Source organism: Schleiferilactobacillus harbinensis (assembly GCF_008694105.1).
GTDB lineage: Bacteria > Bacillota > Bacilli > Lactobacillales > Lactobacillaceae > Schleiferilactobacillus > Schleiferilactobacillus harbinensis.
In genome coordinates this window covers 118,521-134,081 of the sequence record NZ_CP041364.1, presented here as the reverse complement: position 1 = coordinate 134,081, position 15,561 = coordinate 118,521, and the positions used below count along the sequence as shown (strand labels likewise).

21 protein-coding genes are annotated in these 15,561 nt (G+C 53.2%); 6 read left to right on the top strand and 15 right to left on the bottom strand.

Features of this window, described 5'->3' with window-relative positions; translation table 11 throughout:
* The first annotated feature begins 90 nt into the window (after positions 1-90).
* Genes FMM01_RS16135 through FMM01_RS00725 form a run of 3 tightly spaced genes read left to right on the top strand, consistent with a single transcriptional unit; the run spans position 91 to position 1,595 of the window.
* Positions 91-261 carry a hypothetical protein gene (locus tag FMM01_RS16135; protein WP_186810208.1) on the top strand — a complete coding sequence of 57 codons (171 nt, stop codon included), beginning with the start codon at positions 91-93 and terminating at the stop codon, positions 259-261.
* A 6-nt stretch (positions 262-267) separates the two neighbouring features.
* Positions 268-954, top strand: a complete 687-nt coding sequence (locus FMM01_RS00730) for an ATP-binding cassette domain-containing protein (protein ID WP_150391415.1) — start codon at positions 268-270, stop codon at positions 952-954.
* Entirely contained in the window at positions 954-1,595 is a 642-nt protein-coding gene (locus FMM01_RS00725) for an ABC-2 transporter permease (RefSeq protein ID WP_150391414.1), read from the top strand. Before FMM01_RS00730 ends, FMM01_RS00725 begins: the two co-directional genes overlap by 1 nt.
* Before the next feature lie 94 nt (positions 1,596-1,689).
* Here the strand turns inward: FMM01_RS00725 and FMM01_RS00720 are convergent, their stop codons facing one another.
* The 4 genes from FMM01_RS00720 to FMM01_RS00705 all read right to left on the bottom strand — a co-directional run bounded on the left by FMM01_RS00720 (position 1,690) and on the right by FMM01_RS00705 (position 4,448).
* A complete protein-coding gene (locus FMM01_RS00720) occupies positions 1,690-2,076 on the bottom strand; it encodes a DUF805 domain-containing protein (protein WP_150391413.1) in 387 nt (128 codons plus the stop codon).
* Between the two features lie 140 nt (positions 2,077-2,216).
* On the bottom strand, positions 2,217-2,765 hold the full coding sequence (locus FMM01_RS00715) for an RNA 2'-phosphotransferase (protein ID WP_150391412.1): 549 nt from the start codon (positions 2,763-2,765) through the stop codon (positions 2,217-2,219).
* 86 nt (positions 2,766-2,851) lie between these two features.
* Positions 2,852-3,694, bottom strand: coding sequence for an aldo/keto reductase (locus tag FMM01_RS00710; RefSeq protein ID WP_150391411.1), 843 nt, complete (start codon positions 3,692-3,694; stop codon positions 2,852-2,854).
* Between the two features lie 16 nt (positions 3,695-3,710).
* Positions 3,711-4,448 carry an SDR family oxidoreductase gene (locus tag FMM01_RS00705; RefSeq protein ID WP_150391410.1) on the bottom strand — a complete coding sequence of 246 codons (738 nt, stop codon included), beginning with the start codon at positions 4,446-4,448 and terminating at the stop codon, positions 3,711-3,713.
* A 103-nt stretch (positions 4,449-4,551) separates the two neighbouring features.
* Between FMM01_RS00705 and FMM01_RS00700 the strand changes: the two genes are divergently transcribed.
* Both FMM01_RS00700 and FMM01_RS00695 read left to right on the top strand, forming a co-directional pair.
* Positions 4,552-5,514, top strand: a complete 963-nt coding sequence (locus FMM01_RS00700) for a zinc-binding dehydrogenase (RefSeq protein ID WP_150391409.1) — start codon at positions 4,552-4,554, stop codon at positions 5,512-5,514.
* A gap of 13 nt (positions 5,515-5,527) precedes the next feature.
* Positions 5,528-5,818 carry a hypothetical protein gene (locus FMM01_RS00695; RefSeq protein WP_146994720.1) on the top strand — a complete coding sequence of 97 codons (291 nt, stop codon included), beginning with the start codon at positions 5,528-5,530 and terminating at the stop codon, positions 5,816-5,818.
* A gap of 50 nt (positions 5,819-5,868) precedes the next feature.
* Here FMM01_RS00695 and FMM01_RS00690 read toward each other — a convergent pair whose 3' ends face one another.
* A complete protein-coding gene (locus FMM01_RS00690; RefSeq protein ID WP_150391408.1) occupies positions 5,869-6,438 on the bottom strand; it encodes a sugar O-acetyltransferase in 570 nt (189 codons plus the stop codon).
* A 139-nt stretch (positions 6,439-6,577) separates the two neighbouring features.
* Complete coding sequence (locus FMM01_RS00685) at positions 6,578-7,720, bottom strand: alpha-L-fucosidase (protein WP_150391407.1); 1,143 nt, start codon at positions 7,718-7,720, stop codon at positions 6,578-6,580.
* Positions 7,721-7,887: 167 nt separating this feature from the next.
* Here FMM01_RS00685 and FMM01_RS16130 point away from each other — a divergent pair, with 167 nt between their 5' ends.
* Positions 7,888-8,034 carry a hypothetical protein gene (locus FMM01_RS16130; protein WP_190973418.1) on the top strand — a complete coding sequence of 49 codons (147 nt, stop codon included), beginning with the start codon at positions 7,888-7,890 and terminating at the stop codon, positions 8,032-8,034.
* A gap of 45 nt (positions 8,035-8,079) precedes the next feature.
* Here FMM01_RS16130 and FMM01_RS00680 read toward each other — a convergent pair whose 3' ends face one another.
* The 9 genes from FMM01_RS00680 to FMM01_RS00640 form a co-directional block, all read right to left on the bottom strand.
* Positions 8,080-8,691: a helix-turn-helix domain-containing protein gene (locus tag FMM01_RS00680; protein WP_150391406.1), complete on the bottom strand. Its 612-nt coding sequence runs from the start codon at positions 8,689-8,691 to the stop codon at positions 8,080-8,082.
* 115 nt (positions 8,692-8,806) lie between these two features.
* Complete coding sequence (locus tag FMM01_RS00675; protein WP_150391405.1) at positions 8,807-9,685, bottom strand: sensor histidine kinase; 879 nt, start codon at positions 9,683-9,685, stop codon at positions 8,807-8,809.
* Positions 9,686-9,704: 19 nt separating this feature from the next.
* A complete protein-coding gene (locus tag FMM01_RS00670; RefSeq protein ID WP_150391404.1) occupies positions 9,705-10,523 on the bottom strand; it encodes an ABC-2 transporter permease in 819 nt (272 codons plus the stop codon).
* A complete protein-coding gene (locus tag FMM01_RS00665; RefSeq protein ID WP_150391403.1) occupies positions 10,516-11,427 on the bottom strand; it encodes an ABC transporter ATP-binding protein in 912 nt (303 codons plus the stop codon). The genes FMM01_RS00670 and FMM01_RS00665 overlap by 8 nt, the downstream gene beginning before the upstream one ends.
* A gap of 78 nt (positions 11,428-11,505) precedes the next feature.
* Positions 11,506-12,180, bottom strand: a complete 675-nt coding sequence (locus FMM01_RS00660) for a response regulator transcription factor (RefSeq protein ID WP_150391402.1) — start codon at positions 12,178-12,180, stop codon at positions 11,506-11,508.
* A gap of 104 nt (positions 12,181-12,284) precedes the next feature.
* Positions 12,285-14,207, bottom strand: a complete 1,923-nt coding sequence (locus tag FMM01_RS00655) for a copper-translocating P-type ATPase (protein WP_150393214.1) — start codon at positions 14,205-14,207, stop codon at positions 12,285-12,287.
* Positions 14,207-14,473: a cupredoxin domain-containing protein gene (locus FMM01_RS00650; protein WP_150391401.1), complete on the bottom strand. Its 267-nt coding sequence runs from the start codon at positions 14,471-14,473 to the stop codon at positions 14,207-14,209. The genes FMM01_RS00655 and FMM01_RS00650 overlap by 1 nt, the downstream gene beginning before the upstream one ends.
* A 21-nt stretch (positions 14,474-14,494) precedes the next feature.
* The gene (locus tag FMM01_RS00645; protein ID WP_150391400.1) at positions 14,495-14,866 is read right to left on the bottom strand and encodes a cupredoxin domain-containing protein; all 372 of its coding nucleotides are present in this window, start codon (positions 14,864-14,866) and stop codon (positions 14,495-14,497) included.
* Between the two features lie 134 nt (positions 14,867-15,000).
* Positions 15,001-15,516, bottom strand: a complete 516-nt coding sequence (locus FMM01_RS00640) for a GNAT family N-acetyltransferase (protein ID WP_150391399.1) — start codon at positions 15,514-15,516, stop codon at positions 15,001-15,003.
* Positions 15,517-15,561: the final 45 nt, after the last annotated feature.

Below are 15,561 nucleotides of genomic sequence, written 5' to 3'. Positions count from 1 at the left end.
GGGAAATGTTTGACTTATCTTGCACCCCCTTCCTATAATTTGGTCGATGTAAAGAAGTGGCCTTTTCAATACAGGTGTGGGGTGATGATGATGGCAAAGAATCGCGGATTAGTCATCGTGCTGAAAATCATTGCGGCACTTTCAATTATTATGTTTTTCGTCTCTTACATTGTTCAGTCCATGCGGCAATACGCGCAGATCTTTGTTTTTGCAGCTCTTCTCTGTGCACTGGGGATTTATGCCCTGACCAAAAAGAAGTGAGCAGCCATGACAACCAAGGGCGCATTCGTCAGTGCTGACACTGTCAGTAAAACTTATCCCAAGTTGGTCCTAACAGATTTTTCAATCCAGGCCGCCGCTAATGAAACCATTGGCCTACTGGGCGATACTGGCGCCGGCAAAACCACGATTCTCGATATTTTAGCCGGTCTAATATCGCCAGACGGCGGCAGTATCCAGCGGGAGACTGACAATATCGGTTATTGTTTCGCCCAGCTGCCCTTCCCCCAGAATCTGACCATCAACCAGCTGGTCCATATTTTTCGCCATTTGGCCTGGCCTTGGCAGGACAGGGTGTTTGCCGACTACATGACTGACTTTGCATTGCCCCGCCGCACCCCCGTTGCGCGGTTGGCCAAAAGCCAGCAGGCCGCTTTGAACTTAGCGGTGACTCTGGCGCACAATGCCCCGCTGCTCCTGCTGGACGAAGCGACAGAAAACCTGGCTCCTGACGACCGGCCGCCCGTGTTGGCCGCTTTGCAGGCCTATCGCCACCAGCACCAGTCTGGGATTGTTTTGGCCACCCGCAGGCTTGATGACATTCAGACCTTATGCGACCGCTTTATTTTGCTGAAGCAGGGCCAAACGGTCACGACGCTGGCCGCTGATGCATACCGGGGCCAGGATTTGACTGGCATCATTCAACACGCACTGTCAGATCGGAGGCAAGACTAATGTTGGGTCTGATAATTAAAGATATCGGTCAGTTGCGCCATCTTTGGCTGCGTCCTTTAGTTTTGCTTGTGGGCCTCGCCATTTTGGCGGCCGGGGTCTTTCTTAAAGAATTGGCCCCCATTGTTGGTGCGATCGTTATCATGGCAGCAATTTATGGCCTAACAGCCCTTTTTGTTGACGACGACCGCACCCGCTGGCTCGATTTTGCCAAAATGGCCCGAGAATCCGCGACTGCCATCGTTTTGAGCCGTTACATTGTCCTTATCTTTTTGGCCGGAATCATCGCGGCAGTGGCCAGTGCCTATACTGTTGTTGTCCACTTGATTTTCCCCAATATATCAACCACCGAATTGGCCATCGTCACTGGTGCGGCTATTGTGTTTTTTCTGTTTATGTATTTTTGGACGATTCCATTTTTCTACCAATTTGGGCAAAAAGGCGCGCAATACGGCGCGATTTCTTTCCTGTTCCTATTTTTTGCTTTAGTCAGAGTGTTGATTCCAGAGCAATACCTGAAGGTGTTTTTTAACAAAAAACACCCCAGCCAGACACTGTGGCAAAGTTGCCTGGTCCTATTGGTGCTGATCATTTTGTCCCTCATCGTCTCGCTCACCATCGTGCATCGGCGGCAAACGCAGTAAGCGGCTGCAATCTAAAAAAGATGGGCACCCAACCCCAACGGCTAGGTGCCCTTCTTTCGTACTCTGTGATTCCTAAGTATTGCTGACGCTGATGTTAGTGCGCATCAGATTGGTTCACTGGCCAGCGGGTGTCGGCCTTGCTGGGCAGCAGGTACAGGATAAGCAGCCAGATACCACCAATTATCGGTACGAGAGCGATACAAATCCACCAGTTGCTGCGGTTCGTATCGTGCAGCCGCCGGGCCCGAATGGTGAAGTTGGCGATCCATACAATGATGGCATAAACCAGCCAAATCGTTGCACCAGTGGTCAATTGGTAATGGAAAATGTCGTTAGCGTCGTATAGTTTGTAAGCACCGGTCGCCCAAGCCAGTAACGCCGAAATGATGATTGTAGCAAAGTACGGAATCCAAAACTGCTTTCTTGTCGCGCGGGCATTGAAGACGAACATCTTCGTGAAATACTCTGTGACTGATTGCATGTGAGACCATTCCCCTCAATTGATTGACAACGGTATGGAATTTCTTAACCGCCGTATATTAATTTTAGCATGCCGAATCGGTGATTGCTGAGTTGACGTCTCGATTCGCCATACAATCGTGCATGACTGATTCTAATCACTTACGAGGCCATCACTGTCAAATACTTGGCTGGCACATGGTCCACCAGCCAAATATGACTTTCGGTGGGATAGAATAGCAAGCCAGCGGCCGCGGCCTGCTGGGCTGCCACTTGGAAAATAACGGGGCGCGGATCCCGGCGCTGGCCGACACTGACGGCCATGGGCACGGTGGCTGAAAGATGAACAAAGTCTCGGTCCATTTTCTTCAAGCCTTCCGTTTCGATCATCACCGCCGCTTGATATGATGTGCCGTGATACAGCACTGCCGGCGGCGTGGCCGGCGCTTGCAGCAGCTTGACGGGAATACTGTGCCCGTATAACGCGCGAATCTGACCATTTTCAATAGCAAACCGCTGCTTATCGCTGGCCGCCATGATCGTCCGGATGATCTGTTCGTCAATCGGTGTTTGATAGTGGGCGTTGTACTGCGCCAACAGTGTGGCCAAACTAACGCGGCCATAGGCATCCAAGTGTAGCCCAAGCCGCTCTGGATGGTGACGCAGTGCGAACGATAACCGCTTGCTGACTTTGATCAATTGTTTATCCATGCCGATCTCCCCCTGATTTTCAGTATAGTATGTCTCCGCAAAAATGGCGGTGCCCGTTGCAGGCATCGCCATTTTTTGTCCCAATATTAATGCAGCGTCGCTAAACGCTTGATCTGTTCCGGATCCCGGTGGTCAAAGAACTGACTCTCATGGCGATCCAATTGGCTGATCTGAGCCATATCATCATCACTCAGCTGGAAGTCGAAGATGTCGATATTTTCAGCCATCCGTTCCGCATGCACACTCTTCGCCAGGGCGACAACGTGCTGCTGCACAACCCAGCGGAGAATGACTTGGCCAACCGACTTGCCGTACTTTTTACCGATGGCTTCCAGTACGGGATTGTGGAAAATCTCGTGCTTGCCCTCCGCAAATGGCGCCCAGGCTTCTGGCTGGATATTTTCCTGCGCCATGAAAGCCAAGGCTTCTTTCTGCTGCTGCCACGGATTGATTTCAATCTGGTTGACCGCCGGCGTGACACCGCTGAAGGCGGACAGATCCATTAACCGATCAGGTTCGAAGTTCGATACCCCGATGGCTCGAATCTTACCGGCCTGCTCAGCTTCCTGCATAGCGCGCCATGCACCGAAGATATCATTGTACGGTTGATGAATTAAGTAGAGGTCCACATAGTCCAGATCCAGCTTCTTGAGGGAGACGTCCAACGCCTTTTGGGTCTTTTCGTAACCCACATCGGTGATCCACACCTTCGTGGTGATAAATAATTGGTCCCGGGGGACACCAGACCGTTTAATGCCTTTACCGACAGCCTCTTCATTGCCGTAGGCTTGCGCTGTGTCAATCAGGCGATAGCCGGCGTGGATGGCATCCACCACCGCTTGTTCCGCTTGATCTTGATCGCGAATTTGAAACACGCCAAACCCGGCGATGGGCATTTCCACCCCATTATTCAATTTAACTGTATCCATATGTGATGCACCCCTTTTAAACAATTTGTTTGGTTGGGCGAATTAAAATCTCGTTAATTGATGTATCCTCTGGGGCCGCAATCGCATAAGCCACTGCTTCGGCAATCCGGTCGGCGGCGATCGCATCTTCCGCGTAGAATGCATCCACATTCTTCTTCGTTGCCGGATCAGTAATCGTATTCGGCAATTCGGTCGCCACCGCGCCAGGAGAAATCACTGTCACCCGAATATGGCTGCCCGCTGCTGCTTCTTCTTGGCGCAGCCCATCACTGATGGCCCGGACCGCGAACTTTGTGCCCGCATAGACGCCACTGCCGGCATGGACGACATGGCCAGCCACAGACGACAAGTTAATAAACTGCCCGCTCTGTTGTTTACGCATCACTGGTAACGCGGCGGCGATGCCATAGAGCACGCCCTTAATGTTGACATCCACCATCCGGTCCCATTCATCGACCTTCAATTGATCAAAGGTGGATTGCGGCATCAAGCCAGCGTTGTTCATCCAAACATCAATTTTGCCGAACTTGCTCAAGGCGAAGTCCGCCAGGGATTGCACCTGCTGGCGATCCGTGACATCCGTTTCCTGGTAAGCGGCCTGGCCGCCGGCCGCCTCAATATCCTTAACGATCGCCTGCAACCGGCTGGCCCGGCGCGCCGCCAGGACCACTGAATTGCCCTGCTTGGCTAACAGCTTGGCCGTAGCTTCCCCGATACCGCTGGATGCCCCAGTAATCACAATTACTTTACTCATGTGCAAAGCCCCTTTCCTTATTGACTGACTACAGTGTAAACCTTGAAGTGAACTCCAAGGCAAGCAGAAATGTTACACTATTTGAAAAAGGAGACGATTTTTCATGAAAGCAATCGTGGTCACTCATCCCGGCGGGCCGGAAGTACTCCAATACACTGATGTCCCCACACCGCCGGTGAAACCCGGCTGGACGCGGGTTAAGGTACGCGGCTTTGGCATCAATCATTCCGAGATTTTTACCCGCGAAGGCCAATCACCCAGCGTACAATTCCCGCGGATTCTGGGCATTGAGGCAGTCGGAACGATTGACGAAACTTCCGCCCCAGATAAATTCCATCGGGGCCAGAAAGTCATTTCCATCATGGGCGAAACGGGCCGGGCCTTCGATGGCGGCTATGCCGAGTACGTCCTGCTGCCCAATGATCAGATCTATCCGGTCACCACCAACCTCTCTTGGGCCGACTTGGCGGCGGTGCCTGAAACTTACTACACCGCGTGGGGGATTGTCCGCAGTTTGCAGGTCAAAGCGCACGACCGCATCTTGATCCGGGCCGCCACCAGCGGCGTTGGTGTTGCCGTATTCAAGCTGATCCAAGCGCTGAACCGGCATACTGATATCGTTGGCACAACCCGATCAGCGAAAAAGAAACCCTTGCTGGCCGCAGTCGGTATGGATCAAATCCTCGTAACCCCGGATGCACTGAAGCTGCCCGCCGATATCCAGCCCTTCGATAAGATCATTGATCTGATTGGCCCGGCATCGACCCGGGATTCGTTGCAGCACCTGACCGAATTCGGCATTGCCAACGTCACCGGCGAACTCGGCGGCGTGTGGTACTTGCAAGACTTCGACCCCATCAGCGATATTCCAAATAACCGGTACCTCACCGGCTTCTCTTCTGGTGACCAGGTCTCCGCCGCGGTGCTTCAGGAGATCATCACGTTCATTGAAGAGCACCATATTGATGTCTCCCCGGTAAAAACGTTCCCGCTGGCGGAAACCCGAGAAGCCCACGAATTTTTGGCCAGCAGTCAAGGATTTGGTAAAGTGGTCGTATTACCCTAAGGAGGTCCATATTATGTCCAAACAATCAGTCACCGACCAAGCTAAGACGCTTGTTTCTGAAATGTATAACGTCCTGGATGATCAATTTCCAACGGTTAAATCATTGCTCCTACAAGCTTACAAAGAACTTGACCGAGATAACCAAGCTCCCCAGGCAATCCTTACCCGATTGTTGGATGGCGTTTACGCCAATAGCATTAAGCCCCGGGCACCGTATCCCCAGGGTTTCCAAGATAATCTAGCGCAGCTGACCCTGCTGACCCGCTCCAACGGGTACGGGTATACCATGCGCCCGACCTTATAAGCACAAATCACCCGCTGAGCATTGCTGTCAGCGGGTGATTTTTTAGGCGGTTAATCCGTCATTTTAATTTTCCGTAACACTTTTGCCGGTGATCCGATCACAACGGTATCTGCTAGTACATCCTTAGTCACCAGTGACCCAGCCCCGATAATCGCATTTTCGCCAATCGTCACCCCGGGCAGCACGGTCACATTGGCGCCCAACCATGCACCTGCTTCGACGTGGACGGCTTGGCACCGGAGATTGCGCCGGGCCGCTGGATTCTCCTCATGATTCACGGTCAAGATCGTCACGTTCGGGCCAATCAACACCCGGTCCCCGATATAGATACCGCCTAAATCGACCAGCATGCAGTTGCGGTTGATAAAGACGTCGTGCCCGAGAAAAATGTGTCCGCCAAAATCCGTTTGCAACGGCGGCAGCAGCGTCGTCGTGGGCGCCACAGGCCGTTGAATCAGCTTCTCCAGCAAAGCATTGACCGCCCCCCGGTCGCGATAGCCAGTATTCAGTTGCATCAAAAGCTGACTATTCCGGGCAACGACTGCGTCCACCGCTTGGAATCCGGGATCATCGAATTGAATTGGTTGACCGGCCAGTGCTTTGGTTAATACATCACTCATTTTTTAGTCTGCCTTTCGTTTTCTTTCTTCAGTCTATGGGAGAAAACGCAGCATGTCGAATGCCTATGCTGGATGGTGAGTCATGCGTCTTGCATATAGAAAGACCGCCGCCAATGAGTCTGACGACGGTCTTGGACTGTTACGGCTGCTTTTCAGCCAAATCCTTCAGAATCTGCTCTTGGTACGGTGGAATCGTCCCGTCTTTCTCTGGGCCAACATTCAGCAGTAAGCGGCCTTTCTGCGGTCGGACCTTGGCGACGATATCCCGTACTTCATCAGCGGTAATATAATCCTGCGGCCGGCTGTACTGGTTATAGCCAAAGGACTTATCCATCCCCCGGGTCGTCTCAAAATAGTCGGTCCCATGCCAGTCGTCGGTATACTCCAATGTCCGATAGTCATAATACTTGGGCGGGGTGTCCGCGCCTTTTTTGTCTTCCCGGTTCGTGACGATCTGGGCGGCAACGTTAAAGAGCGGCCGCAGTACCGGGTTATCCAGCCAGTTGGGATAATTCCCCCAGCGATCATTGACCATCCCTTCTGGCACCGCGCGATAATAATCCTTGAAAAGCTGCGGCAGCCGAGGATCCACTGGATAGCCGATATCACTCCACAAAACGTCAGGGTGATAGCGGTCAATCAGTTCATGCCACTGATCCCAGGCATAGTCCAGATAAGTCTGACTCTTGTCATTCCCCACCATCATATCCGCGGCGGTTTGAATGGGCTTCTTGGTGAAAGTCCAATCCAGCAATGACGAGTAATACACGCCAAAACGCATGCCTCGCTTACGCACGGCTGCCGCTAATTGACCAACAAAGTCAAAATTCAAATGGTAATCAGTCACATTGGGATTGGCAATCTGCGTGTCATACATCACGAATCCGTCGTGGTGTTTCGTGACCACGACCACATATTTCGCCCCCGCCTGGGCAAACATGTCGGCCCACTTCTCGACATCCACCTGCTGGGCGGTATGCTGGAAGCTTTTAGCGAAGCTGGTGTATGGCGTATGGTCGCCGTAGTGGGCATGATGATATTGCGCCACTGGACTCCCAGGAATTTTGAGACTATTGGCATACCATTCTGCGTACGGTGTGTGTTTGTACATATACTTGATGCTGTGGTGCTTTTTAATCGTGTCAAAATCTTCGCTCTCCACCGGTGCAAAGGCTGGTACGCTGTACACGCCCCAGTGGATAAAGATGCCAAAGTCGGCCGCTTTGAACCAAGCTGGCGGATTTTGGCGATGAATATTGACGATTGGCTGCTCTTCTGTCATATGTTGTGCTCCTCCCAAGTTGTTACTTCCTTTGTAACCGGATTCGCGGGATAAGTCAATTGATTGGTTCGTTTGTTGAGTTGCTAATGGAGGCGTTTACACGGTATCGGTGTAAACTATCCTTAGTGAGTAGTTCTCTTCCGGTCATTTGAAAGAAGGTCGTCACTATGGATGCATTACTCGATTGGCTATGTCTCTTTCTGGACAGTTTATCTCTGGGCAGTCGTGATGATCAACACCGGGTGCGGGCGTGGATTCACTGGCGGGCTAAAGTATTTATTGAGAAACGCCAGCAGAAACAGGCTAGACGGTAAACGAACAGCGCTGATTGGGGAAAACCCGAGCAGCGCTGTTTTGCGTTATTTTTCATTCCTGGCCAGCATCTTTTTAGAAAAGGACTGGACGTTTTGCTCGCTGTCATCACGCCATGGATTGATTTTGATAAGTAAACCGCGCTTCCTCAATTTAGCCACTGTTGGCCGCACGATCCGCTCGCCATTTTTCAATGTGATTGCATCCACTGATGTGATCAGTCCTTCTTTCGTAATCGTTCGGTCCACTGTTTTGACATTCTTGACGTAAACAAAATAGGGCATCATCGCAATGTTATTGGTGTATGTGTCATACGTTGATCGGGCGAAAGTGATCCCGACATACGCAATCAGCAGAATTGCAATTGTAGAAACCAATATCTTCGCCTGCCGCGTCAGCCACATCGCCTTTTCTCGCTTCTTGTTCATAGTCAGCACCTGGACGGGGTCCAAATTTAGAGTGCGCCGATTGACGAGCTGGTCAATGGTGACGCCGTATAACTCACTGAGTAGTATCAAATTCTCGAAGTCCGGATAGCCCCGACCGTTTTCCCATTTAGAAATCGTCTGCCGCGTGAGGTTCAATTTGTCAGCGACCTGCTGCTGGGAAAGGCCTTGGGCGAGCCGGACTTTCTTAAGTGTGCTCCCAAATTCAATCATGGCGCTCTATACCCCCTTTCAACACTGATCGTAACAAGAATCCGGGTGACTCATCAGGAACGAACCGTTGCTGCGGCGGGGGGAAACGAATCGTTGCCCCCGAAAAGATAGCCGTTTATTGAGAAAAAGTCATGGTGATGATACAGGCACCGGCTTGATAAGCGGCCGTCAAAGTGCCGGCCATCTGCACCACCAGTGTCCGAGCGGTGGCCAGACCCAGGCCGCCAGCAGGTCGTGCCATTTCAACTGAGTCGTACTGATCAAACAGGCGCCCGACTTTGCCCATATCAAGCGCGGCGGCGGAAAATGTGACGGTGAGTGTACCTGCGGTAGTCAAGACAACTTGCACCCGGCTGGGCTGGTAATGCACCACGACTTGAAAAATATTGGCCAATACAGCCTGCATGGCTGTTGCATCCAGTGCGCGCGGCACGGGCGCTTCTGGCAACTGAACAGTCGGCACGATCTGGCGGTCACGGAATGCCGCATACTGCGCCGCCAACGCCGCAGCCACAGCATCCGTTAAATTGACCGTTGTAATTGTCAACGCCCCATTATTGACCTTGGCCAACGAATACTGAAATAAGGCCTCCGTTAATTGATTCATTGCATTGGTGCGTTCAGTAATGATGGCCAAATACCGTTGGGTCACTGCCGACCGCGGTTCTTTCGCTAACAATTCCAAATATCCATTGATCGTGGTTAAGGGTGTGCGCAAATCATGGGCGACGTTGGTAATGGCTTGTTTCAAGGCGTTGTCCCCGGCGGTGTAGCGCTGGCGGGCAAGCCGAGTATCGGCTAATTGCTGATTCAGGGTGTGGGTGAAATGACGCAGAACTCGGTCCCGACTGGTCACCGTCAGCAGCCGATTAGTAGTTGTTTGCGCTTGGGCCACCAATTGCCGGTCCAGCTCGCGGATGCTGGCGCGTAAATACGCTAACCAGGCGGCTAGAATCAGTACGATAATCAGCAGCACACCAATCAACCAAGCCATCACAGCCACCGCTTTCTGTTTATTTGAGATCCCTGCGTTTGAAAATAATCCCGCCAAGTGCTGTAGCGCTGCCAATGATCAGCATATCGTACAGCACCAGCACAACCAAACTGCTTGATCCCGGCATAATAACTCGGACCGTCTGCCCAATCGGTGTCATATCAGTGACCGTTTGGACGATTTGGCGTTTCGTACCGCCCAAGTAACTGCGATTTTTCCGCCGCACCGGTTTGCCGCTATCCGAATAGCTGGTATAAACGGCCGGCTCAGCTAACTTCATCGAGGCCATGCCGCCGCCAATCAACAGTGTCAAAAACAGAAAGATCACCGCCGCGGTGGCCGCCGTACGATTACTCAACACCATGCAGAGGCCAACGAACAGCGATGTGCAGCTAAACAACCCAAAAATAATGAGCAGGAATTGGCCGCCGATGCGGCCGCGCCAAATCGCAGTGAGCCTGAATCCCGAGACGGTCAGCCGGGCTAAACCAACCGCCGTCACAAGATAAGCGACGTACAACAGGCCAACGACTGCCAGACAGGCCACCAGATTGGCGCCGTAAATCTGCCAACGCGTATGCCCCGCGATCACTTTATTCCGCACCGTGCCATCGCTGTAATCCGTCCCGATAAACACCGCGACCCAAATGGTCATGATCAGCGGGAGTATGACGCTGCCGACAATCAGCAAATAGGTTGTAAAAAATGGATCCACAGGCCCAATGTGCCGGGCATCCAACACAGTGATCAGCGCCGTCGCCAGCATAATCGCCAAGGCCGCGAAAAACAGTTTTCCCCGCCAGGCGCGGTTTAAGTTGGCCACCACCAGTTTATGCATGCTGACCACCGCCCACTAAGTTGATGTAGTAACTTTCCAGACTTTCGTCCACCTCAGTCAGCCGCTGCACCGTACACCCGGCCGCTGCTAAGGCCATGACGAACGCCGTAACTTCCGGCACATCAAATACCGCTGCGTGATGGGCATCCGTAATTTCAAACGCCATCTGTTTTTCAGTCAATACCCGCGCAAGAATCCGCGTATCATTCACCGTCACCACCGTGCGTTTTTTAAAGGCCTTTTGCAATTCAGCCGCACTCACCTCACGCACCATCCGGCCATGGTCGATAAACCCATAATGGGTCGCTAGGCGGGCTAATTCATCCAAGATATGGCTGGAAATCAAAAACGTGATCTGCTGTTCCCGATTCAATTTCAAAATTAATTCGCGTGTTTCGATAATTCCTTGGGGATCCAGCCCATTCGCCGGTTCATCCAGAATCAGGAAGTCCGGTCCGCCGGCCAGTGCAATGGCAATCCCGAGGCGCTGGCGCATACCGAGGGAAAAATGTTTAACTTTCTTCTTACCGGTGTCCGCCAAGCCCACCGTTTGGAGCAGCGCGGGAATCGTCTCATCGGCAGGCAGACCCAGTATTTGATATTGCTGGCGCAAGTTGGCCGCCGCCGTCATGTCGAGGTAGACCGACGGCGTTTCGACCACCGCCCCGATCCGCTGCCGGGCCTGCACGATGCCCGGTTCCCGATGATCGATACCGAATAGAGTCACCGTGCCCCCACTGGGCGTTTGTAAGCCGCAGACCTGGCGAATCAGGGTCGTCTTGCCTGCGCCATTCTGGCCAACCAGGCCGTAAATCACCCCCCGGGGCACGTGCATGGTCAGCCCTGCCAAGGCCGTGAAGTGCCGGTACTGTTTCGTCAGATCAGTGATTGTTAACACATCCATGGATATCCCATCCTTTCACTGATCCCAGCGTACCAACCCAGTGTTCAGCGGCCGGTTAAGAAAAGCATCAAGAAATCGTCAAGATTCATCCGTTAATTTGAAGCCAATCCCCCAAACAGCCTCAATATAATCTTTCCCGGTAACGGCGCGCAATTTTTGCCGCAAGTTACTGATATGCACCCGCAGCGATTGTTCGTCCCCATCCAAAGTATCGACACTGATCCGTTCCAGCAGCACCGCTTTCGTCAGCACCTGACCGGGATTGCGCAGCAGGACCTTGAGCAAGGCAAATTCCGTCGGCGTTAAATGGACCGGGTGGGCCGCTACGGTGACGCTGTGCTGATCCGGATCCAGCCGAATCTCAGCGAAAGTCAGCGCGGCCAGCGGCTGCGCAGCCTGTTGGGCCAGCCGCAGCTGAACCTGGATCCGAGCTAACAATTCAGCAATCGAGAACGGTTTGCTGATATAATCCACCGCTCCGTGGGTGAGCATGGCCACTTTATCGACGACAGCCGTTTTGGCGCTCACGACAATGATCGGCACCGGCGGCAATTGGGCGAGCACGTCTTCGCCAGAGCGGCCCGGCAGCATGAGGTCCAGCAAAATCAAATCCGGTTGCGGCGCCTGCTGTAAAACAAGCAAGGCCTCGGTCCCCGAATAAGCATTAATCACCGCATACCCCGCCTGCGTGAGCGCCTCCGTCAGCATCGCGTTGATCTGGCTATCGTCATCCACAACTAAAATGGTTTGCATCAGCCCACCCCCTTGGTTACTAGTATCGCAAAGAATTGTAAGCCCTTCAAATAATCCGGTCAAAAAAAGCCCCAGAATAGTTACCCATTCTGGAACCTGTACCGTTATGCCACTGCTTCTGCTTTTGTCTGTAACTTCGTCCGATTCAACAGTAATGAGCTCGCCACAACAGACAAGGAACTCAGAGCCATGCCTAAGCCGGCAAGTTCTGGACTGAGGACCAGGCCAAGCCCAGCGAACACCCCCGCAGCAATCGGAATTCCCAGCGTGTTATAGATAAACGCCCAGAACAGATTGAGCCGAATCCGGTTAAATGTCTTGCGGGCCAGCATCAGGGCGGTAACCACGTCCATTAAGTCGTTCTTCACCAGTACGATACCGCCGGATTCGATGGCGATATCAGTACCGGAGCCCATGGCAATACCGACAGCGGCCGTCGTCAGAGCCGGCGCGTCATTGATACCATCCCCGACAAAGACCACCGGGGCATCCGCTTGCAGCTTAGCAACAGCGGCTGCCTTTTCACCGGGCAGCACGTCTGCAATCACGTCATCAATGCCCACTTGTTGGGCGATGGCGGCGGCAACGCGCTGGTTGTCCCCCGTCAGCATCACAGTCCGGTAGCCGCGTTGTTTCAACGCGGCAATGGCCGGCGCTGAACTTGCTTTCGGCGTATCCTGAATGGCGATCAGGCCGATGGCGTGCTGGTCCTCGCCAACGACCACGACGGTCTTAGCTTCTTTTTGCAAGGCCGTCATCTGGGTGGCTAGCGCTGCCGGCAGCTGATCGATCATCTTGCTGTTGCCGATAAAGGCTGACCGGCCGGCCACCAAACCGGTCACCCCGCGGCCTTCAACCGCTTTGAAATCCGTAACCGGGGCAGCGGTCACCTGGCTTACTTTGGCCTGCGCCAACACGGCGGCCGCCAGCGGATGTTCCGATGCCGCTTCAAGACTGGCCGCCAGTTGCAGCACAGTCTTCTCGTCACCAACAATATCCGTTACTTTTGGCTGGTCCACGGTAATTGTCCCAGTCTTATCAAAGACGATCGTCTTCACGGTAGTGGCCGCTTCCAGGACTTCCCCGTTCTTGATCAAAATCCCCAGCTTCGCACTGCGGCCAGTCCCAACCATCAAGGCCGTCGGCGTCGCGATACCTAACGCGCACGGGCAGGCGATGATCACGACAGAGACCGCGAACAGCAAGGCATTGACCAGGCTGGCATGCAAGAACACGTACCACACCGCAAAGGTGGCAATCGCGGCAATCAGCACCACCGGCACAAAGATGTCCGCAATTTTATCCACCGTCTTCTGGATCGGCGCATGACTGGTTTGGGCTTTCTTCACCATCTCCACGATTTGGGCGAGCAGCGTATCGTCGCCGACTTTGCTGGCCCGGAAAAGAAAGGTGCCGTTGCTGTTCAGCGTAGCGCCAATCACTTTATCGCCGACTTTCTTAACCACCGGCATGCTTTCGCCAGTGACCATGGATTCATCCACCGTCGAGCTGCCCTCAATGATTTCGCCGTCCACTGCAATCTTTTGCCCCGGCCGCACCCGGATCACGTCGCCGACTTGCACCTCGGCCAGCGGGACCCGCACTGGGTGACCATCCCGGACCACTTCGGCGTCTTTGGCCTGCAAATCCATCAACTTGCCCACCGCGTTGGACGCCGTGTCTTTCATCCGCGCTTCTAAGTATTGGCCCAGCAGAATGAAGGTAATGACGAAGGCGGCACTTTCAAAGAACACCGCCCGGTCCGTCAATAACGCATAAACCGAGTAGACGTACGCCGTCACCGTCCCAATGGCGACCAGCGTATCCATATTGGCATGATGATGGCGGAAGCTGGCCCAGGCACTTTGCAGAAAGGGCCACGCGGCCACCGCCATGATCGCCGACGTCAGCCAGAACTGCGTCCACGCCCCGCCCGGCAGCATGAAGCCAAAGGGCATCCCAATCATATTCACCAGCAGCGGCAAGGAAAAGACCAGGGAGAAAATGAACCGATTGCGTACACTCATCATTGAATCACAACCTTGCCGTGGGCCATGTCCATGCCGCAGCTAAAGGTGTACTCGCCGGGCTTGCTGGTATCAACGGGAAAGGTCTTGGCTTCATTCAGCGGCAGATCTGCGCGGAAGTTAAAATCCGCCGATTGCACCTGATCCAAACACCCCTGACCGCTGATCCGCTTGAAGATCAATTCCGCGGGCACGCCCTGCTTGAAGGTGACCTGCGCCGGTTGGTAGTTGCCGTTAACGATAATGGTTGCTTGTTGTTTAGTCATGATTGAAAACCTCCGCTTAACTTATTTAATGATGAGCTTGCCGTGGAACATATTCATCCCGCAGGCGAATTCGTATTCGCCGGGTTTCGTGGTATCAATGCTGATCGTATGGGCCTGGTCCTGGGGCAGAAAATCATTGATCCCCATGTCCGGGAAAACAACGTGATCCAAACAGGCGGACGGATCCTTGCGCATAAACGTGAGCTTGGCCGGCACACCTTGCTGCAACACGACCGTCTCCGGCGAATACCCGCCGCTGACCACAACTTGGGCGTCTTGCCCAGTCTTGGCCACCGTCGCTGCAACGGCGGCTGTTTCGTGTTTGCCGAAGAACCACCAAACGATAAAGCCGATGAGGGCCACTGCCCCGATAAGTACGCTGATTTTTATCATGCTGGCCTCCTAAGTTTACATTTGTAAACCAACGAGATTCATCATACACCGTGAAGTTTACAATTGTCAACTTCGAAAATAAAAAAATACCTTTAGTCGTCATGCACACGGCTAAAGGTGTCTCAATATTACCGTTACAAAGCCTTTTCAAGAATAAAATCAGTTTGGGGATCATCACCGAGGACAAACGAATGCTGGCCAACCTTTTGAAATCCCATTTTTGCGTAAAACGCCTTGGCATTCTCGTTATGCTCCCACACCCCAAGCCACACGTAATGCTTACCGTCTGCCCGTGCTACTTGCTCGGCGTATGCAATGAACTGCCGCCCTAGGCCATGGTGCTGCCATTCCGGCAAGAAGTATATCCGTTCCACTTCCAGCCGATCGTTGCCGCGCTTTTCGGTCTGAGCATCATCAATGTTCAGCTTCAAGTACCCCGCTACTGTATTGTCCACTTCTGCAAAGACGAAGCGGGAATGGGGATTCTCCAGTTCAGCGGTCAGTTGCGCCGGTGCATACGCGGTGGCCAAATAGTCGGCCATTTTCTCTGGCTGGTTTTCTGCCCCAAAAGTGGCCGAAAAAGTTTGGCAGCTCAATGCCTGCAAAGTATCCAGGTCAGCGATGGTCGCAATTCGATAGGTCGTCGTCATGTCATCCCTCTTTCGTGAATTAATTTCCCAACCATATCAACCAAG